Origin of the sequence: Sediminibacterium sp., assembly GCF_019264485.1 — a bacterium.
GTDB lineage: Bacteria > Bacteroidota > Bacteroidia > Chitinophagales > Chitinophagaceae > Sediminibacterium.
Genome location: NZ_JAHVAA010000014.1, coordinates 454331 through 475612, shown reverse-complemented (window position 1 = coordinate 475612; position 21282 = coordinate 454331). Strand labels below are relative to the sequence as shown.

The 21282-nt window shown below is 40.5% G+C and carries 18 protein-coding genes; 11 read left to right on the top strand and 7 right to left on the bottom strand.

The features are described from left to right. Nucleotides 1–103 precede the first annotated feature (103 nt). From KXJ59_RS13625 to KXJ59_RS13605, 5 genes are all read left to right on the top strand, one after another. Nucleotides 104–2500 carry a TonB-dependent receptor gene (locus KXJ59_RS13625; RefSeq protein ID WP_295205700.1) on the top strand — a complete coding sequence of 799 codons (2397 nt, stop codon included), beginning with the start codon at nt 104–106 and terminating at the stop codon, nt 2498–2500. A gap of 12 nt (nt 2501–2512) precedes the next feature. Further along, nucleotides 2513–3616, top strand: a complete 1104-nt coding sequence (locus KXJ59_RS13620) for a PepSY-associated TM helix domain-containing protein (protein WP_295205697.1) — start codon at nt 2513–2515, stop codon at nt 3614–3616. Nucleotides 3617–4156: 540 nt separating this feature from the next. Beyond that, nucleotides 4157–4633, top strand: a complete 477-nt coding sequence (locus KXJ59_RS13615; protein ID WP_295205694.1) for an Lrp/AsnC ligand binding domain-containing protein — start codon at nt 4157–4159, stop codon at nt 4631–4633. 33 nt (nt 4634–4666) lie between these two features. Continuing rightward, entirely contained in the window at nt 4667–5539 is an 873-nt protein-coding gene (locus KXJ59_RS13610; RefSeq protein ID WP_295205691.1) for a Wzz/FepE/Etk N-terminal domain-containing protein, read from the top strand. A 3-nt stretch (nt 5540–5542) separates the two neighbouring features. After that, nucleotides 5543–6997 (top strand): O-antigen ligase family protein, encoded by a 1455-nt coding sequence (locus tag KXJ59_RS13605; RefSeq protein ID WP_295205688.1) that lies wholly within the window; start codon nt 5543–5545, stop codon nt 6995–6997. Between the two features lie 99 nt (nt 6998–7096). Here KXJ59_RS13605 and KXJ59_RS13600 read toward each other — a convergent pair whose 3' ends face one another. The 3 genes from KXJ59_RS13600 to KXJ59_RS13590 all read right to left on the bottom strand — a co-directional run bounded on the left by KXJ59_RS13600 (nt 7097) and on the right by KXJ59_RS13590 (nt 10397). Beyond that, on the bottom strand, nt 7097–8182 hold the full coding sequence (locus KXJ59_RS13600) for an ABC transporter permease (protein ID WP_295205686.1): 1086 nt from the start codon (nt 8180–8182) through the stop codon (nt 7097–7099). 224 nt (nt 8183–8406) lie between these two features. After that, nucleotides 8407–9555, bottom strand: a complete 1149-nt coding sequence (locus KXJ59_RS13595; RefSeq protein ID WP_295205683.1) for a glycosyltransferase — start codon at nt 9553–9555, stop codon at nt 8407–8409. A gap of 38 nt (nt 9556–9593) precedes the next feature. Next, nucleotides 9594–10397: an alpha/beta hydrolase gene (locus KXJ59_RS13590; RefSeq protein WP_295205680.1), complete on the bottom strand. Its 804-nt coding sequence runs from the start codon at nt 10395–10397 to the stop codon at nt 9594–9596. 74 nt (nt 10398–10471) lie between these two features. On the opposite strand from KXJ59_RS13590, the gene KXJ59_RS13585 reads away from it, so the two are divergent. The 3 genes from KXJ59_RS13585 to KXJ59_RS13575 all read left to right on the top strand — a co-directional run bounded on the left by KXJ59_RS13585 (nt 10472) and on the right by KXJ59_RS13575 (nt 14092). Next, a complete protein-coding gene (locus KXJ59_RS13585; RefSeq protein ID WP_295205677.1) occupies nt 10472–10912 on the top strand; it encodes a MarR family transcriptional regulator in 441 nt (146 codons plus the stop codon). 77 nt (nt 10913–10989) lie between these two features. Then, nucleotides 10990–12780: an acyl-CoA dehydrogenase family protein gene (locus tag KXJ59_RS13580; RefSeq protein WP_295205674.1), complete on the top strand. Its 1791-nt coding sequence runs from the start codon at nt 10990–10992 to the stop codon at nt 12778–12780. Between the two features lie 142 nt (nt 12781–12922). Beyond that, the gene (locus KXJ59_RS13575) at nt 12923–14092 is read left to right on the top strand and encodes an N-acetylmuramoyl-L-alanine amidase (RefSeq protein ID WP_295205671.1); all 1170 of its coding nucleotides are present in this window, start codon (nt 12923–12925) and stop codon (nt 14090–14092) included. 46 nt (nt 14093–14138) lie between these two features. Here KXJ59_RS13575 and KXJ59_RS13570 read toward each other — a convergent pair whose 3' ends face one another. Further along, nucleotides 14139–16292, bottom strand: coding sequence for a S9 family peptidase (locus KXJ59_RS13570; protein ID WP_295205668.1), 2154 nt, complete (start codon nt 16290–16292; stop codon nt 14139–14141). Between the two features lie 84 nt (nt 16293–16376). Here KXJ59_RS13570 and KXJ59_RS13565 point away from each other — a divergent pair, with 84 nt between their 5' ends. Both KXJ59_RS13565 and KXJ59_RS13560 read left to right on the top strand, forming a co-directional pair. Beyond that, a complete protein-coding gene (locus KXJ59_RS13565) occupies nt 16377–16730 on the top strand; it encodes a carboxymuconolactone decarboxylase family protein (RefSeq protein WP_295205658.1) in 354 nt (117 codons plus the stop codon). Nucleotides 16731–16788: 58 nt separating this feature from the next. Then, nucleotides 16789–17829: a 2-oxoacid:ferredoxin oxidoreductase subunit beta gene (locus KXJ59_RS13560; RefSeq protein ID WP_295205655.1), complete on the top strand. Its 1041-nt coding sequence runs from the start codon at nt 16789–16791 to the stop codon at nt 17827–17829. Between the two features lie 136 nt (nt 17830–17965). Here KXJ59_RS13560 and KXJ59_RS13555 read toward each other — a convergent pair whose 3' ends face one another. Together KXJ59_RS13555 and KXJ59_RS13550 are read right to left on the bottom strand one after the other, a co-directional pair. Next, entirely contained in the window at nt 17966–18616 is a 651-nt protein-coding gene (locus KXJ59_RS13555; protein WP_295205653.1) for a response regulator transcription factor, read from the bottom strand. 325 nt (nt 18617–18941) lie between these two features. Next, entirely contained in the window at nt 18942–19829 is an 888-nt protein-coding gene (locus tag KXJ59_RS13550; protein WP_295205651.1) for a cupin-like domain-containing protein, read from the bottom strand. 233 nt (nt 19830–20062) lie between these two features. On the opposite strand from KXJ59_RS13550, the gene KXJ59_RS13545 reads away from it, so the two are divergent. Continuing rightward, nucleotides 20063–20671: an L-threonylcarbamoyladenylate synthase gene (locus tag KXJ59_RS13545; protein ID WP_295205648.1), complete on the top strand. Its 609-nt coding sequence runs from the start codon at nt 20063–20065 to the stop codon at nt 20669–20671. Between the two features lie 2 nt (nt 20672–20673). On the opposite strand, the gene KXJ59_RS13540 is transcribed toward KXJ59_RS13545, so the two are convergent. Next, nucleotides 20674–21273: a ribonuclease HII gene (locus tag KXJ59_RS13540; RefSeq protein ID WP_295205645.1), complete on the bottom strand. Its 600-nt coding sequence runs from the start codon at nt 21271–21273 to the stop codon at nt 20674–20676. Between the last annotated feature and the right edge of the window lie 9 nt (nt 21274–21282).

Below are 21282 nucleotides of genomic sequence, written 5' to 3'. Positions count from 1 at the left end.
TGACAAATACAAACAGTTATTTCTCATTGCGTAAATGGAATTCCTCATTTAGATAAGCACCTGCATATTCCACAGATAGTTTTGCGACCTCAAAACAATTTGTATGCAGAAAATTTTATCAATACTAATCGGCCTGTTTGTTTTTTCCTTTGCCTTTGCAAATGAAGAGTCTGAAGGCAACAGTGTCATCAAAGGAAAAATTACCACTACAGAAGGAAAAGCTGCAGTAGATGTAAGTATTCAGTTAAAAGGCTTTACCAAAGGAGCCATCACCAATGATAATGGCGAATTTATTATCAGGGGATTGAATGCAGGTAATTACGAGTTAGCAATTTCATTGGTTGGCTATAAAGAAGTAAACAGGAAACTTACACTTACTGCCAATCAAACCACTACAGTATCTATCCAGTTAGAACTTACTGAACAACAGTTAACAGAAGTAATCATCAGAACCGGTATTCGTTCGTATAAAGCGGGAACAGTTTCTTCTTCATTACGCATACAAACGCCCTTACTCGAAATGCCACAGAATATACAAGTGGTAACAGCCAAGGCTCTCGCCGATCAGCAGGTAATCAGCATGAGTGATGGAGCCATTCGTAATGTGAGTGGCGCCATCCGAATGGAACACTGGGGCGATCTGTATACTAATATTACAGCCCGTGGTTCACAGATTCAGGCTTTTCGTAACGGATTCAATATGGTAAACTCTTTCTGGGGCCCGTTAACAGAAGACATGAGTTTTGTAGATCATATTGAATTTGTAAAAGGTCCGGCCGGCTTTATGCTGGGCAATGGAGACCCCAGTGGTTTATATAATGTAGTAACCAAAAAGCCAAGCGGACATAATAAAGGAGAAGCTTCATTAACCATGGGCAGTTTCGATCTCTATCGTGCCACACTCGATCTTGATGGAAAATTTAATATGGAAGGGAAATTATTATATCGCCTGAATATTTCAGGTCAGCAGAAAAAATCGCACAGGGCCAATGAATACAATGACAGGTATGCATTTGCGCCTGTAATTACTTACCAATTCAATGATAAAACAAAACTCACCGCAGAATATGCCTGGCAAAATGCACGGATGAGTGATGTAGGATCTTACTATGTATTCTCAACAGATGGTTTTGCTACCCTGCCTGTTGGCGCTACTTTCTTACCTGCAGGTTTGCCCGGCACCAATATTAACGACCATACTGTTTTGTTAAACCTGCAACACCAGTTTAACTCAGCCTGGAAACTCACGGCACAAACCAGTTATAATAATTATAAACAACAAGGCAGTTCTATGTGGCCCGCAGCTGTAAACAGTAATGGCACTATTCAGCGTGCTGTTAGTAGTTGGGATGCAAAAAGCAGTATCACCATGGCGCAGGTATTTCTGAACGGAAATATAACTACCGGTCAGTTGCAACACAGAATATTGGGTGGCGTGGATGTATCGAACAGACAATATTTTGCCGACTGGAGTCAATACCATTTACTCGATACAGGAAATGCTTTATTCGATACAAGAAATCCTGCTCTCGGCAGACCTTCCAACGGATATCCGCAGTTCGATTTCAGCACACCACTCGAACAAAGAGCTGTGGCAGCAGGTGGTACCATGGATATGCGTAATACAGGTATTTACCTGCAAGATGAACTGGGTCTCTTTAACAATAAACTCCGTCTTACCATCGCAGGTCGTTATACTACCATCTCACAATCTGAATGGGGCGCGGCAGCAAAAACAGCCGACCGCTTTACACCCAGAATTGGTTTAAGTGTTTCGCTTGACAGACAAACTACTGTTTACGGATTGTTTGATCAGGCATTTATTCCACAGGCAGGCAGACTCGCCAATGGCGGTTCTGTAAAACCCATCACAGGCAATAATATGGAAATCGGTTTCAAGCGCGACTGGGCCGGTGGAAGATGGAACACCGGTTTAACATTCTATCGTATACTCAAAGAAAATGAATTAACAGCTGATCCGTTTAGTCCGCCAGCATCGGGACTGAGTATTGTAATGGGACAAAAAAGAGCACAGGGTATTGAATTTGATGTGAAAGGACGTATTGCACAGGGACTGGACCTGGTTGCCAACTATGCACTCACCGATTCAAAAATTACCAGGGTAGCAGCAGGTGTTACATCTATGAAAGTAGGTGATGTGGTACCCGGTTATGCAAAACATACAGCGAATGTATGGCTCACTTATCGCTTGCAGGATGGGGCTTTAAAAGGACTTGGTTTCTCAGGCGGATTAAGTTTTCTCGATGGTCGTAATACTTACTGGGATCTTTCACCCGATCCCACCAAAGTCTTACCTGCTTATACCAAACTCGATGCAGGTATTTCTTACGAGAAAGATATGTTACGCCTGAACCTGAATGTATTCAATGTACTCAATCAGTATCTCTATAACGGATCATATTATCAGTGGCTTTCTGCCTACAACTGGCAAACAGAAGCACCTCGTAATGTTAGATTCAGTATTGCTTATCGATTCTAAACAAGACTATTCATGCGATTTAAAAAATGGATCGGTAAAATACACCTATGGCTCGGACTAAGTTCCGGGCTTGTGGTTGTATTCCTCGGTATCACTGGTTGTATACTGGCATTTCAGCAGGAGATAGAAGCTGTTACGCAACCGTATCAATACGTGAAAGAACAGAATAAAAAAATATTACTGCCATCGGTTATCAAACCAATTGCTGAGAAAGAAGTACCTGGTAAACATCCACACAGTGTATTGTATGAGAAAGGTAAAGCCGCTAAAGTAATTTTTTATGGAGACGATTATTACAACCTCGTATACATTGATCCCTATGATGGGAAAGTGTTGAAGACAAAAGACATGAGTCTCGACTTTTTCAGGATCATCATTATGGGTCATTATCAGTTGTGGTTACCGGTAGCAATTGGTCAGCCCATTGTAGCAACTGCCACACTTATTTTTCTGGTACTGATGATTACAGGAATAATACTCTGGTGGCCCAAGAATAAAGCAGCCAGCAAGCAACGTTTTAAAATTAAATGGAATGTTCGCTGGAGAAGAAGGAATTATGATCTTCATAATGTACTTGGGTTCTATATGAGCTGGGTAGCTATATTTATCGCGGTTAGCGGACTGGTGATGGGTTTTCAGTGGTTTGCCCGATCGTTTTATGCAGTGACTTCGGGTGGTGAAGCCATCAAAGCATTTTACGAACCTGTATCAAAAAAACAACCGCTGCCCAACGCTTCTTTTTCTGCGGTGGATGAATTGTATAAAAGGGCAGCAACTACTTATACCGATGGACAAACAATAGAAGTACATTATCCTGAAACAGACAGTTCGGCGGTAGCACTGGCCATCAATCCGCTTCCGGGCACTTATTGGAAAGTTGATTATACTTATTACAACCAGTATACATTGGCCGAAATGCAGGTGGATCATGCTTTCGGACGTTTTGCAAATACCTCTGCTGCCGATAAAATTTATCGGATGAACTACGATGTACATGTTGGTGCTATTGGAGGACTACCCACCAAACTGCTTGCTTTCTTTGCAAGCCTGATTGCTGCCAGTTTACCGGTAACGGGTTTTATTATATGGTGGGGGAGAAGGAAAAAAAATGTATGAGTAAGCTTGTGAATTGTTTTTAACTCAAGTTTGTAGTATGAAGATCATCTATAATAGTGTTTTTAGTGATTTTCTGGTATTTAGTTGCAATTCATTTATACTTCGTCATTTATTGGGTTGATTGCAATAACAGGGTTGACTTCAAGGGAAGAGTATATCGAGGGCGTGAAGAAAAGTTCAGGCTAATAAAAAAGCCACTCCATGTTAGAGTGGCTTTTGCTGTAGGGGGAGGGATCGAACCTCCACGAGGCAGTTAGCTATAGCGCAAAGTTCAGTGGTCGACCCTGGTCGAACCGGTATTGCTACCGATCCGGCTCTACACTACGTTTGTCCTGTTATCCTCACCCCCGAGACAAGAGGGCATGTCTGCCAAAAATTTCATCACCCCACAGTATATAAGAACTATTTCTTTGTTTGACAACACAATATTAGGTTAAATAGCTTATTTCTTACAAATATTTCAATATTTATTTTTAAAATATAGATATTATTCAATAATATTGATAATTAATTAAATTTCATCAAAAAATAGCCTTGAAAATGTCTGCCAAATTAAATCTTGACAAACTGGATTACCAGATCATCCAGGAAATGATGGAAAACGCTGAAATTTCTTATGCCGATCTCGGTAAGAAACTCTTTGTTTCCGGTGGTACCATCCATGTAAGGATCAAAAAACTGGAAGAACTACATGTAGTGAAAGGTAAAAAACTATCTGTTGATCTCAAAGCCCTTGGGTATGATGTTATTGCTTTTATAGGCGTTTATCTCGAAAAAAGCTCTTTATACGATACCGTTGCCAAAGAACTGAAAAAAATTCCACAGATCGTCAGGCTTAATTATACCACAGGTAACTATAGCATGTTTGCAGAGATCGTTTGTAAGGATATACAGGAACTGCGTTATGTACTGCACGATGAACTCCAGAAAATAAAAGGTATTGAAAGAACAGAAACCTTTATCTCATTAGAAGAAAGTCTGGACAGGAATGTTGTGGTACTTTCTGAAAACAGTTAAAAGATCAACCATTAAATTGTACTTTCATAAGGTATGAATACAAGTTCATTTAATATGGCAGAAACAGCCACTGTCATTCAACATAACTGGAAAAAAATAGTACTATTTACTATACTGTCTGCTGTTGTAGCGATAGTAACTGTTTTTTTGATGCCTAAACAGTATCGCTCAACCGCTATGCTGATAGCCGCAAACCCGCAACTGGCAGATAAATCTCGCTTATTCAATGAGAACATTCAGGGACTCTATTCTTATTTTGGATCTGGTGATGATCTGGACCGTATAATGGGTATTGCCGATCTTGATACTGCATACAAACAATTAGTAGATGAGTATAAACTAATTGACTATTATAAACTTAGTAAAGATGAGAAACCTATTTTAAGAAGAAAAGCAGTTTTAAAATTACGCGAAGATCTGTCGCTGCAAAGAACAGAAAAAGGACAACTAAAAATTTTGTGCTGGACAAAAGACCCACAGTTATCAGCTGATCTTATAAATGCTTTGGTTAAAATTGTAACAAAACAAATTGAAACTATAGCACATGAGCAATACGCAGGGTCAAAATCTTTTCTTGAAAAGGCTATACAAACAAAAGAAACAGAGTATCAGCAGTTGGCAGACAGCTTAAGAAAAATACCAGAAACTAAAGACCAGTTATTTGAATTGTTGCAGTTAAGAATAAAATCTGTTTTAAGTGATTTACAGGAATATCGAACATTAGCTGCGCAATTTGGTGTTATGACAAAAATGCAAACACCTGTATTGTTTGTATTGGATAAAGCAGTTCCCTCTGCCAAAGCCGAACGACCTGATAAACCTGCTATTATACTCGCTGCAGCCGTCGCCGGTTTTATATTTTCAATATTACTCTTATTACTGGGTAATCGTAAACAGATGAACTAACTGATGCGTTCTGTGTTTATCTCATATCAGCGAAAAGAAATACTGTCATTACTCGTATTTATATCTTTTGCTGTTATCGCCATCCTGACACAACAATGGCAATGGGTCTGTATTCCTTTTGCATGGCTAATTATTCCCACCTTTTTTCAGTTTGTAACAAAAACTACTGAGCAATTATTTTGGCTTTTATTATGTCTGCTGCCTTTATCAACTGAACTCAATATCACTCCCAGGCTTGGACTTGATTTCCCGGATGAAATTGTGATGATACTGCTCACCGGGGTAGCATTGCTATATTGGTGGCATCGCCCACAACAGTTTCCCTTAGCGGTGTGGAAACATCCAGTATTTTTTTTGTTAATCATGCATGTCTGCTGGATAGGTATTACTACTATTTATGCGATAGAACCTCTTCCTGCAATTAAATTTCTGTTAGCCAAAATCTGGTATATAGTTCCCTTTGTTATTCTACCAGCCATTTGGCTGAATTCTATTTCACGCATACAAAAATTAGTGGCTTGCTTATTATGGCCTATGGGTTTTGTTGTTGTGGTTACATTATTCCGTCATGGGGTGGATGCATTTAGTTTTGAAAGTATTAATCGGCATCTCTCTCCTTTTTTTCGTAACCATGTGAACTACGCATCTATGCTGGTTTGCCTGCTGGCTGTTTTGTTTTGCGTATACCAGCTCACACCTCAAAATACCCGTAAGCGAAAATGGGTAATAACTGCATTATTGGCTGGTGCGCTGGCATTAATACTTGCCTATTCAAGAGGTGCATGGTTGGCCCTGGTAGTAGGTGTGTTAGCTATTGTAGCGATCAGGAAAAAACAAATGGGCGTATTAATTGTATTGGCAATAACGGCTGTATTGGTATCGACAGTCTGGTTGGTAACCGATAAACGTTATTTCCGTTTTGCCCCCGATCATGATAAAACCATTTTTCATACCGACTTCTCACAACATTTATCAGCCACCGTTGAATTAAAAGATGTTTCAAATGCAGAACGCTTTTACCGATGGGTAGCCGGTGCCCGGATGTTGGCAGAAAAACCTCTTACGGGCTTTGGCCCTTCATCTTTCTATCTTCATTACCGGCCCTATACAGTAAAACGTTTTGAAACATGGGTTAGCAATAACCCGGAACATTCAACAGTGCACAATTATTTTTTACTAACCGCATTGGAACAGGGGATAATGGGTCTTATCATTTTTTGTGCACTTTATTTTTTTATGCTTATTCGGTTACAGAAAATTTATCACCAGCTACATAGTTATTTTTACAGGTCTGTAACACTAACAGTAACTGTAATACTTGTCATGATTGGTACCATCAACTTTATCAGCGACATGATTGAAACCGATAAAATAGGCAGCCTGTTCTGGCTATGTATGGGAATGGTAATAGTACTCGATAGCAAACTGCGGGAAGAAAGAGAAAGCCTTGCGGGATGAAGCGTGAATAATGAATAGTGAAATGACAAAACTTGTATAATACTTTTAGGCTGTGCTTTAATTTCGGAGTTTCACTATTCACTATTCACTATTCACGCCTCACGCTCTCTCATCCCTCACATTCAATGCATCTCTCAAGCCATTACCTAATAAATTAAATGCCAGTACCAGTAACATAATGGCAATGCCGGGGGCGAGGGCGAGCATGGGATTATTGGTGATGATGAAATTATAGTTTTCCTTGATCATCAGTCCCCAACTGGGTTGCGGGGGTTGTACACCTACTCCTAAAAAACTTAAACCTGCTTCTATTACAATAGCAGATGCAAAATTACTGGCAGCAATTACCATTACGGGTCCCAGAATATTAGGAAGTATATGTTTGATGATGGTTCGCATATTAGAATAACCAAGTACCCTTGTTGCTTCTACATATTCCAGTTCGCGAATGGCCATCACCTGTCCGCGCACCAATCGGGCCACATTCACCCACATGGTGAGTCCAACGGCAATAAATACCTGCCAGAATCCTTTTCCGAGTACCAGTGTAATGGCAAAAACAAGTAATAATGTGGGGATGCTCCAGATAACATTCAGGAACCACATAATGATACCGTCGGTTCTCCCCTTGAAATACCCGGCCATGGCACCAAGGGTGATGCCGATTGTAAGCGAAATGATTACCGCAATTATACCTACTGCAAGACTCACCCTTACGCCAATAATAAGACGGCTTAAAATATCTCTTCCAAATTTGTCTGTACCTAAGTAAAACTTTACTTTTTTTACCGGTTCAGGTGCCGTGTAACGAAGCAGTACTGCTTTTCTTTCCGTAATAGGATCATCTACAATACGTTGATAGATTATACTATCTTTTTGTACCTGGTATGATTGTACAGGAATATATTGCCATTTATCTTCTACACCCCTGATCAGCCTCGAAAAAAAAGAGGAGGCCCCTGTTATTTTTTCGCGATTTATACGAAGTAACTGTACTTCATACCCCGGTTTTTTACTGCCTATTTCAGGAATCATACGATTGGCATTAGGGGAAGAATCGGGGGCAAGAAAATAACCAGCTACTGCAAGCAGCAAACTAAGCAGAATCAGTATCAATCCAAATGCAGCCCCTTTGTTACGGAGCAACCTCTTGAAAGTAGATAACGTATTAAGGGTGGTAGTCACTGTGGGAAATTACTGATTTATACGAATCACCGATTGGAAATGAATATTTACCGAAAAACGATCCTGCCGGATAAACGTTTTCACTGTATTGGTATCATTTATGTAGAATATTATTTATGTGGAATTTTATTAAATATTGTTTTCTCCTGTTAGGCTTTGTACTCATGATCTTATACTCCTGGTGGCCCGAACGAAAAGAATCGAAAAACCACTAAACAATCGCTTTATTTTACCTGTCTCCCCTTCCATTGATAAGTTCCGAATTTGCCCAGCCATCCGGCAACTACTGTATATATAAGATGCAGCGGTTGCATGAATGGAAAATATAACAAAGTGTCCTGCTGGCTATAAAAACGAGCTACGGAACGCATAAAAGAAAGTTCAACAACTGTTTTAACCAACATCAGTGTTAACCAATGTGCTATTTCACCGCTAATAAAAAGATTCACCGGTAGTAAAATTAATAACGCAAGATTTACTGCATATACAAGTGCAAGAATGCGGAAAACACTTTTATCATCATACCGATCGGCCTTGCTGGCCCAACGAATACGCTGGTTAATAAAAGCAGACCAGTTGTGCATGGGTGCTGTGGTTACAATAGCACCCTGGTGAAAGAGGTATCCTAGCCTGTCAGGATATCTTTGTTTGATTTTGAACATCAGTAACATATCATCCCCACTTGCCAGTTCATCAATACCCTTGAACTGTCCTACTTCATAAAATACTTCTTTTCTGTAAGCAAGGTTTGCGCCATTGCAGATGGTATGATAACCTGCAGAAACAGCGGCTGCAGTAATGCCCTGCAAGCTCATAAAATCGAGTAACTGGAATAACGATAAGATGCCTTTTTTATGTGTAAACATTACCGGTGCCGCTACGAATACGGGCCGCTGCTGCTGAATATAGGCATCGTATAAATGCAACCATTGAGCGGGTGCATTACAATCGGCATCGGTTGTAATAATCCATTCACCTTTACTTTTGCTGATGGCTACTTCAATGGCTTTCTTTTTATACGCATTCATCGGGTTGCCGTCGAGGTGTGCTTCGAGGTGAATAAGCTGCAGGTTGGAATACTCTTGCTGAAGTTGTTGAACAATTTCAACCGTTGCGTCGGTTGAATGATCGTTCACTACAATTAATTCAATAAGCGCCGAGGGATAACTGCTGTTGAGTATGGTTCTGATAACATCTGCTATACCGGCTGCCTCATTGCGTGCAGGTATGATGATGGAAAAAGAAGTAAGCGGTGAAATATTACCGTCAGGTTTAAATGGCTGTAAACGACGGAACCATTTCCTGTACTGAAGAATCAGCCAGCAATAGGCCAATACCAGCAAGATGGTGAGGAAGAGTCCGGCGGGATACATGTGACAAAGAAACTTATTTATGTTTATATAGTAGCAGCTTAGTCAGTAATCATCTTTAACAGGTTCGGTTTGTATTTTTCCTGTAACAGGTGGTGACCAGCTTCAAGTTCTTCTACGGTAATGAGGTGTTCCAGCCCTTTCTGTAACCGGAAACCATGTTTTGACAGGATAACCCGGTCATATTTTCCAAACAACAAATGAACTTTTACCTTATGAGTTGCAATGATTTTTTTCAGTCTATTGAGTGAAGGACGAAATTTTCGCATGGTGGTCCATCTTTTGTATAATTTTTCTCTTTCTTCCGCATCATCGAGGTAATGATGTGCAAACCTGCTGATACTTTTATTAAATAAACCAAGTCTGGTGGTTAGTGCCATCATGGCAAACATCCATCCGGGATATCGCATGGTAAACCTGAAAAGTATATTTCCTACCCATGTTTGTGTTGAAAATTTCTGCCAGGGATTTTTATGTAATCCGTCTGGGGCGACCAGAATGAGGTGGCTTATTTGTTGTGGGTACATTTCCAGTAAACGCATACAAACCCTTCCACCCATGCTATAACCCATTAACTGAATTGATTTGCCGGCCGGAGCAATCAACTGTATTATAGTCATTAAAACAGTTGGCTCCAGTAGTAAAGGGCCGGTCCAGTGGGTTTTGCCATGAAACGGCATATCAAAGGCGATGATCGTATGTGTTTGCCACAAATCTTTCAGCAGGAGAAACTTTTCACCTTCTTCTCCATAGCCATGAAAACAGAATAACCATTGATTACCAACGCCAAAGCGATGGTAATAGAGCTTTGAACCTTCGTATTCTATAAAAAGCTGTGCTGACAAGGAATTTTAAGGTTTTATTCTTGGCAATGTCAAAGAAACGAATTTACTTTGAAATTAGTTGCATAACTAACTATATGCCAAACAACCAATTCAAAAGAGGGGAATTATACAGTGTAATCAATGGGATGGCATCTACTGCTGTTGCCAGAAGGTTACAGAAAAATTTCAGACAGGCGGGTCTCGAAATTACCATTGAACAATGGAGTGTATTGTATCATCTGTGGAAAGAAGATTGTTTGAGTCAGCAGGAATTATGTAACCGTACTTTCCGCGATAAGCCCAGTATTACAAGGCTGATTGATAACCTCGAAAAACAGAAACTGGTAAAACGTACGGCTTCTAAAGAAGACAGAAGAATAAACCTGGTTTGTTTAACAGAAACAGCAAAAGGATTACAGGATTTGACGATCGATCTGGCCAATCAAACCATGAGTGAAGCATTGATAGGAGTGAACAAAGAGGAGATTGAAACAGTGAAATCGGTGTTTCAGCGCGTGTATGATAATTTAACTTAGGGTGCAAGTCAATGGTCAATGGTCCATAGACCATTAACTACTTCAAATCATTAATTAACTAACAAATACAAACTTCCATGGAAACAACAAAACAGGCGAAAGCCCTTCAGGGTGGTGAGTGGCTCATTAAAGAGAGCAATCCGTTTGAAACTTTTATACCAGAAGATTTCAACGAGGAGCAGCATATGGTGATGGATATGTGTACCCAGTTCCTGGATGCAGAAGTATTACCGATTATTGATCGTATCGATAAACTGGAAACTGGTCTTATGCCTTCTTTGCTGGAGAAAGCCGGTGAACAGGGGCTGTTATCAACTTCCTTCCCCGAGCAATACGGCGGACTGGGAAAAGATTTTATTACGTCTACCATTGTAAATGAAGGTTTGGGTGGTGGCCATTCTTTTTCCGTTGCAGTAGCGGCTCATACAGGTATTGGTTCATTGCCCATTTTATATTTTGGAACAGAGGAACAAAAGCAGAAATATATTCCCAAACTGGCCAGCGGCGAATGGAAAGGAGCTTATGGTTTAACGGAGCCCAATAGTGGTAGTGATGCATTAGGTGCTAAAACCACAGCCAGACTCAGTGATGATGGAAAATATTATATCCTGAATGGACAAAAATGCTGGATCACCAACGGTGGGTTTGCTGATGTGTATACCGTTTTTGCAAAGATTGATGGCGACAAGTTTACAGGCTTTATTGTAGAGCGTGGTTTTGAAGGTTTTACACAGGGGCCTGAAGAACATAAAATGGGTATCAAAGGCTCTTCTACTGTTCAGTTGTATTTCCAGGATTGTAAAGTACCCGTAGAAAATGTGTTGGGTGAAATAGGCCGTGGTCATGTAATTGCATTTAATATTCTGAATATTGGTCGTTTGAAATTATGTGCAGCAGCTTTAGGTGGATCTAAGCGTGCGGCTACCATATCTATTCAATATGCCATTACCCGCGAACAGTTTAAGATTTCGATTGCCAAGTTTGGTGCCATCAAACATAAAATGGCTGAAATGGCTATTCGTATGTGGGTGTGTGAAAGTGCACTCTATCGTGCATCGAAATGGATTGACGACAAGGAACATGAACTGATGGCCAATGGTAAAACTTTTGCTGAAGCACTGTTGGGCGCAGCAGAAGAGTATGCTATTGAATGTGCCATGCTGAAAGTATATGGCAGTGAGGTACTAGATTATGTGGTGGATGAAGGCGTTCAGATACATGGTGGTAATGGGTTTAGTGATGAATACATGATTTCAAAAGCCTATCGCGACAGCCGAATCAACCGAATTTATGAAGGAACCAATGAAATTAACCGCCTGCTTACGGTTGATATGGTACTGAAACGCGCCATGAAGGGTAAACTGGATCTGATGGGTCCTGCAATGGCAGTGCAAAAAGAACTGATGAGTATTCCTGATTTTGGTTCGGAAGAGGAAGGGGCGTTTAGTAAGGAATTGAAGTATATAGCCAATTTCAAAAAAGCCATCCTCATGGTGGCTGGTGCGGCCGTACAGAAACTGATGATGCAGTTGGAAAAAGAACAGGAAGTGTTGATGAATATTGCCGATATGGCTATTGAAACCTATAATGCCGAAAGTGCATTGCTCCGTGTAATAAAACTGACCGAACAGAAAGGGGCGGCGGCTACCCAGTTACAGGGCGATATTATGCGGACTTATCTATATGATGCGGCTGACCGTATCAATAAATCGGGTAAAGATGCCCTGAACAGCTTTGCAGATGGAGATGAACTGAGAATGATGCATATTGGCCTGAAGCGTTTTACCAAGGTAGAACCCTTTAATACCAAAGATGCCCGTCGTCGTATCTGCGAAAAACTGGTATCGGATAACGGCTATCATTTGTAAGAAAAAAAGCGGTAAAAAATTACCGGGTTTCACAAAGATTTCACATATTTGATCTTTGTTTTACGGTTGCTTGCTCAAACAAAGGTCTCATTGTTTCAAAACAGTGAGGCCTTTTTGTTTGTATTTATATTAATTTGAACACATGAAATCCGCATTCATTTGTATCTGTTTTGCTTTTGTTTTGGCAGCAAATGCCCAGACTAATTTTTATACTCCCTGGATTGGTCGCTCCACCGGAAAACTGCCTGCACTGGCATATGGTTTGGGCGAAGACCGGTTAGGCGGTGCCAAGCTGGGTTATATCGATTCAAATATTGCATTACGTGTGATGGATACTATTAAAGGAATGTACCTCATACAATTATCAAAATTTCATCAGGCGTTTATAGAAAAGCAATATGTACGAACAGATAGTCTCAACCAGCTTAAACCCTGGTATGTAACAGGATCAATTAGTGCCAAAGGCGATTCAGCTACTGATAATGTTGGTATTCTGCTGGAAGAAAAACTACCTTATAAAAGCTGGATGGAAATTAATCCGTCTAAAATTGTGGTGGATATTTATGGAGTACAAAGTAATACCAACTGGATTACACAGTTACAAACATTAAAGGAGGTAAAGAATGTGTATTACCAGCAAACAGAAGACGATGTTTTTCGTTTAACAATCGAACTTAAGCATCAACAACACTGGGGCTACAGCATTGGTTATATGGGCAGGTCATTGGTAGTAAAAGTTCGTCGCCAACCCCAAAAAACTGACTTAAGAAATTTGCGTATTGCTATTGATGCTGGTCATGGAGGAACCAATACCGGTGCCTCGGGAATCAAAGCAAAAGCTTCGGAGAAAATTTATACACTTCGTTTTGCTAAAGCGCTTCAGAAACACCTGAAACTGAAAGGAGTTAAGCATATCATTATGACCCGTTCTGATGATACCACTTTTGATAATAAAGACCGGATATTGTGGTTGCAGGAACAGAAGCCCGATTTGTTGATCAGTTTACATTTGAATTCCAGTGCTAATACCGGTGTAAGAGGAACCAGCACTTATTATAAACATATTGGTTTCAGGCCCCTCACTACTGCGGTGCTGAAGCGGATGCTGGAACTGAAACTGAATGAATTTGGTAATATCGGCAGTTTTAATTTTGCCCTTAATTCGCCTACCGATTTTCCGAATGTATTGGTAGAGATAGCATTTTTAAGCAACGAAGCCGATGAGAAAAAAATCATCAGTCCAAAATTCCATACTGATGTAGCTACAAAAATTCATCTTGGATTAGTCGACTGGCTAAAAACATTAAAATAATTTTTCCCTGCACCGGATTTAAATCCGTGCAGGGAAAAATGGAGGATTAGTGTTTGATGAATCTGTCGAAGAATTCAATGGTTCTTAACATCTGATCAATCCGCTGCCTGTTATTGCCACTTCTGGTGAGCTCATGTGTACCCCCGGGATGTCTTACGTACTCTACAGTTCTGCCAAGCACTTTCAGACTTTTGTATAACATTTCACTTTGTATTACACCAGTGCGCAAATCATTTTCTCCATGGAAAATGATAAATGGTGTTTTAATCCTGTCTACATAATTAATGGGTGATTCACGTGCAAGAACAGGTTTTACTTTTTCTTCCCATGGATAACCGCCAAAATAGTTAGGCACCAGGCGCCATGCATTTCCCTCTCCAAAGAAAGTGCCGAGTTCATATACACCCCGTTGGGCGCAAGCGGCTTTAAAACGCTGGTCATGCGCAATGATCCATGCAACAAGATAGCCGGCATAGGAACCCCCAGTAACAGCCAGTCTTGACGTATCAATAAATCCAGCGCCTGCTGCTTTTGTCAGGTAAGTCAATACATCAGATGTAGGGCCTGCTCCCCAGTCGTTTACATTGGCCCTTAAGAAATCTACACCATAACCGCCCGATCCTCTCGGGTTACCATATACTATCACATAACCTTTGGCTGCATAATATTGAAACTCATGCCACATAGAACTTTCACCAGGACCCCACATGGCAGATGGGCCACCATGAATATTAAGAATGGTGGGATATTTTTTACCAGCTTCATAATTGGCCGGTTTCATTACCCAATATTCAACTGTTAATCCCTTTTCATTTACAAAAGAGGCTTTCTCGGGAAAACTTAGTTTCTTTTGTTGTAACCAGTTGTGATTAAAAGAAGTAACTCTTTTTTCACTCTGCATGGCTGTATTGTTGCTGTACAATTCTGATGGATTACTCACCTGTGTTTTGCTATACACGACCATGTCGTTATAAATATCGAAACTGTTAATGCCACCATCATAATCAGATAATTGTTTTACCTGTTTTGTTTTTACATCGGCTCTATATAAAGGGGCGCCACCATTGCTTTGTGCAGTGAAGTAAATAAACTGCTCATCTTTACTCCAGGTAAGTCCACCCTTGTTTCTGTCGAACGGAATGATAACCATATCTGCTGCTTTCCCATTTAATGGCATGATGGCCAGAGAAGGAACACTTACAAATGAGGTACCACCAAACTGAAAAGCCATCCATTTACCACCTGGAGATACTACGGGGTTATTGTAGCTCTTTCCTTTCTCACCCAATACTTTTTTCAAGTTGCTTCCATCGGTATTTGCGAGATAAATTTCATTTTCTAACACCCGGTCCGGATGTTCTGTTAGCATTGCATTACCTGTAATAATTAATTGCTGTCCATCAGGTGTAAATTCAACACCGGAGAAACGGTTAAAACCATGTGTAATTGCTTTAGGTGTTGTATTGCCCTCTGCATCCATTATAAAGAAATGTGTAAAGTTCAGTTCACCCGAAGTGGTAGCTTCCTGCTGTAAGTTTAGCTTATTGAATACTTTGGCTTTTTGTGCAACAGTATTGAGGTTGAGGTAAGCCCTGATTTCTTCGGTATTACCATCGGGGTCGGGTTTGGCATTATTTAATAAGAATTCATTTGCAGCAAACCCTGGTTTTTCCAGCGACCATACCGGTGTTTTTTTGCCCGGGTTCAGCTCTTCATCATTTAGCAACTGTTCAAGACGAAGGTTTACGGAAAAGATGATTTTCTTTCCATCCGGACTCCAACGGGGGCTTCCGGTACCGTATTTAAAACGCGTTAATTGTATGGGCTCACCACCTTCGAGGGATAGGAGGAATAATTGCGCCCGGCCATCTACGGGGCGAACAAAAAGCAGTTGCTTACTGTCGGGGCTCCAGGTTGGCTGTCCGGCCGATTCTCTTCCCCCTGTGATGGCTTTAACAGAAGCGGAACCATCATTATTAAGCAGGTATAACCTGTTTACATAACGGTACTCCCATTTGGTATCGCCTTCGGGCTCAATACTGGTTACGGAGAACAATGTTTTACTGCCATCTGGGCTGATGCTCACATTGCCCACCTGGTTAATTTTAAGCATATCGGTTATTTTAATGGCTTCAGAGCCGGATTGAGCCATCAAAAACTGGGTCAGACAGAGGCTGATCCATAGAAATAACTGCTTCATGGTAATGGTTTAGGTGTTTAAAGTACAAATAAATGACATGCCCAGTCGCAGGCTTTTGTATTTTTACAGGCTAAAAACTGAAATATGGGTAAACTGGCAGAAGAATTTAATTCGTACCGTGAGAAAATGAATGATGTGATCCTGAGTAAGAATAACCTGGTGATGAAGCGCCTCTGGAACCTGGATACCAATACATACGATGATGGGGCTCTGGATAAAAAAACAAAGGAAATGCTCGGGCTGGTGGCCAGTATGGTGTTGCGTTGCGACGACTGTATTAAATACCATCTGGGTAAATGCCATGAACTGGGTATAAATACCGATGAAATGTATGAGATATTTGCTGTGGCCAACATTGTAGGCGGCACTATTGTTATACCCCATACACGCAGAGCCGCAGAATATTGGGAAGAATTAACAGGAGCCACTGCTTCATAAATCTTTTTTCGGAACTTTACAGGAACACCCTGTCTGATCATTTTAATTATTGATAAGCATGTCAGCAACAACTACAACCGCACCGGTATTAACAGCCAAAGATTTTGCCACCGACCAGGAAGTGCGTTGGTGCCCTGGCTGTGGCGACTATTCTATACTGGCACAGGTACAGAAAATAATGCCGGGTATCGGAGTACCCAAAGAAAATATTGTCATTATAAGTGGCATCGGCTGTAGCAGCCGTTTCCCTTATTATATGAATACATATGGTATGCATTCAATTCATGGCAGAGCCACGGCCATTGCAAGTGGACTAAAAGCTACCCGCCCTGAACTGAGTGTATGGATTGTTACCGGCGATGGCGACAGCCTTAGTATTGGTGGTAACCATACAATTCATTTATTAAGAAGAAATTTCGATGTAAATATTCTTCTGTTCAATAACCAGATATATGGATTAACCAAGGGGCAGTATTCACCTACATCTGAAGAAAACAAGATAACCAAGAGTACACCCTATGGTAGTATAGACCATCCGTTTAATCCATTGGCACTGGCCATGGGTGCTGATGCCAGCTTTATTGCCAGGAGTATGGATCGTGATCCCAAACACCTGCAGGCAATGCTCACCCGCTCTCATCAACACAAGGGAGCGTCGATGCTGGAAATATACCAGAACTGTAACATCTTTAATGATGGGGCTTTTGAAATATTTACCGAGAAAGGATCCAAACCAGATGAAGCTTTGTTCCTGGAACAGGGTAAGCCTTTAATTTTTGGTGCCAGTCAGCAAAAAGGAATTAAGATCGATGGAATGAAACCTGTAGTGGTTGATTTAACAGATGGTTCTACCAGTGCAGATGATCTCTGGATACATGATGAAAGAGATTTTTACAAAGCACAGGCCCTCATTCGTATGTTTGATGATCCCGGTCAACAGGGTATTCATTTTCCTCGCCCCTTTGGCGTTTTTTATGAAACAGACAGGGCCTGTTATGAAGATGTAATGGCTATGCAACTGGAAGAAATCATTGCTACCAAAGGCAAGGGAAACCTTGATAAATTATTGCGTGGCAGAGAAGTGTGGGAGATTGTGTAAAACAAAAAAACAGAGGAACAGAGAAATCTTCAACTTCAAAGTTGGATATTTCTCTGTTCCTCTGTTCAATGAAAAGTCCCGGCTTGCTGCCCGGGACTTTTTTTATTCAACAAAATCGATCGAAGGGAGACATGAATTATAACTTTGCGATATCATGTTTAATCGCAAAGAGTGCCAGTCCAACCCGGGTAGCTGTCTGTAGTTTCTGAAAGAGATGATCTCTTGTTTCATCCACATTGCGTAGGCTGGTACCCATGAGTTCTGCTATTTCACGATAGGATTTATCGGTACAGGCCCATCCGAGGAATTCTTTTTCCTGATCGGTGAGTTCTGTGAACTTTAGTATATCAGCATCTTCTTCAGGTGAAGTTTTCATGGTGTGCATGATATTATCACACATCAGTTTGTTCAGGTATACGCCCTTGTTAACAATACCGTCGAGTGCTGCTTTGAGTTCCTGTGGTTTGCTGTCTTTGAGTAAATAGCCTTTAGCCCCGTTTTTAAACATGCGTATGATGGAACGTTCATCATTGAGCATGGTGAGTGCCAGTATTTTTACCTGCGGATAATGTGTGGTAAGCCATAAAGCAGTTTCATACCCATTCATATCCGGCATTGTAATATCGAGCAAGACCACATCAGGTAAATTATTGGAGTCTAATAATTCAATCATGTGTTTGCCGCTATTTGCTTCAAACAAGACTTTATATCCACTAAAAGAATTAACCAGTGAGGCAAGCCCGTTTCTCAACAGTACATGGTCATCAACCAGGGCAATTTGAATCATATAAGACAATTAACAACAATAAAAATCCACATGATGGGGTATGCGGATGTAGATTTTCGATGGTAAATTACATTTTTTTGTGCTGCAAATCTCCGTTTTATCCAGAATTTATCTTTGATGTTTTCACCGAATTGTCATCAGTGAAAACACCCTATTAATTTGGGTGTTTTCAACGTTGGATTTTTTTGAGGACTATACTACTTTTGATATGGGTAGAGAAAAAACAGCAGAAATGCCTGAAATTTTTCTCGTATTCAGTTTTCATTAGGGGTTACAAGTGAAAAAGGCGGCACAAGGCCGCCTTTTTCTATTCTTTTTTGCAAGGTTATATTTCTTCCTTCTGAAGTTCTTTTTCAGCATACTCAAATATTTTTCTCTTCTTCCAGTTATACCATGGATGTGGCATTGTCTTCTTCATCAATGTATCGATATTACGCATACCAAACAGATTCCATACACCATTGAGTTTTCCCCCGAATGATGACTGTAAAGCCCTCAAACTCATGGCAAAGCCACTGTCGAGGTATTCCATGTGATGCCAATAACCGGCAGGCATATAAAGTGTGTCGCCATGTTCGAGTGTAATATCATAACCATTCGCCAGTTTTAATGCGGGGAACTGGTTATAATCCGGCGATCCATTCAGGTGATGATAATTACTGAAATCTGCCAGACTCAATACTTCAAAGGGTTTGCGATATAGTTTATGTTGTTCTTCAAAAGGAAATAATAAAACTTTTTTCCTGCCTACGAACTGGGTATGCAGTATATGACTCATGTCTATATCGAAGTGCATATGAGTAATGCTGGTAGCGCCACCCACAAATAGCATGGGATACCTTTTTATAAAGCCAGTCATCATTTCATCAGGCCAGGTAAAATCTTTGGTGAGCTGTGGAGCGTGCTCAAAAATATTGAACAAAAAAATTCGCCAGGCTGCAGGGCCTGTTCGGATCATGTCAATATAGTCACCAAAAGTTTTATAATCATCTGCCTTATTGATAGGTGTGTAAGCATCGCTTTTAATATTATTGTACAGGCCTACTTTTTTATCACCTACCAGTGTTTTAAAATAATCCCAGTTCCATTTATCGTAAGCAGTCCAGTTTTTGGACATGTTACGCATTACCACCGGTTTTTTAGGCAGGTAGTAATACGCTTTAAAATCTGCAGGGCTGATTTTGTCAACGATATCAACTGCCTGTAAACGCATGGATGAAGTTTTTGCAAAAATAAGAGGAACTCATTGTTAATAAAAGCATAATCAGAACAATTGAAATGGAATGTATAATGTATTGTATGAAGAGTTTTAGCCACAGATTCACAGATTATTGAACGATCATCTGTGAATCTGTGGCTAAAAAATCAACTCTTATTCTTTATACTGAATCAGAGCCAATTGAGTTACTAATTTTATCTTTTGCCATTAAGACCTTATATTTAGTAATGCTGCTTGAGGTTCACCCTGATAATCCTAACCCCAGGCACCTGCGTATGATTGCAGAATGCCTGCTTTCCGGAGGTGTCATTATTTATCCAACAGATACCATCTATGGACTGGGGTGTGATATCTTTCAACATAAAGCAGTAGAGCGAATTGCAAGAATTAAACAGGTTGACCCCAACAAAGCCCAACTAAGTTTTGTTTGTTATGATCTCAGTGATTTAAGTCAGTATACAAAAAGTATTTCAACCCCTTTATACCGTCTGCTGAAAAGTTATTTACCGGGCCCCTATACTTTTATTTTACCAGCGAGTAAGGAGGTGCCCAAAATTTTGCAGAGCAAAAAAAGTACCATCGGTTTAAGGGTACCCGATAATAATATTGCCCGTCAGATTGTACATGAACTTCGTCATCCTATTTTATCGGCTTCACTTCCGGGAGAAATGGTTGAGGAATACACCGATCCTGGTATCATTTATGAAAAATTCGAAAAACTGGTAGATATAGTCATAGATGGGGGTAATGGCGGTATGATACCGTCAACCGTAATTGATTGCACAAAAGATAGCTATGAAGTAATTCGGGAAGGAGCAGGAGAATGGAACGAATAATATTAGATTGGCAGACTTAACTGTTGCGGCATAATATTGAAACTTTTTCGGTGGTGCTCACAAAGACCATATGTTTCGATGGCACTGCGGTGTTCAGCAGTTCCATATCCTTTGTTATTATTCCATCCGTATTGAGGGTATTGTTCATGCAACCGCATCATAAATTCATCGCGATAAGTTTTGGCCAGGATGCTCGCTGCAGCAATACTGCTGTATTTTCCATCACCTTTCACGATACACTGGTGTGCAATTTTTTGGTAAGGAATAAACCTGTTTCCGTCTATCAGCAATAATTCAGGTGTACTGTTTAACTGGTCAATAGCCATATGCATAGCTTTATAAGAAGCTTTCAGGATGTTAATCTGATCAATTTCCTCATTGCTTACAGAAGCTACTGCCCAACTGATGGCTTCTTGTTCGATGATACCTTTGAGTAATTGTCTTTGCTTTGCATTAACCTGTTTACTGTCGTTGAGCAATGGATGCTGGAAATCTCTGGGCAGGATAACGGCTGCAGCAAAAACAGGACCGGCATAACAGCCCCGTCCGACTTCATCGCAGCCTGCTTCAATCAATTTTTGCTGGTAAAATGGCAATAACATTGCCTAAAA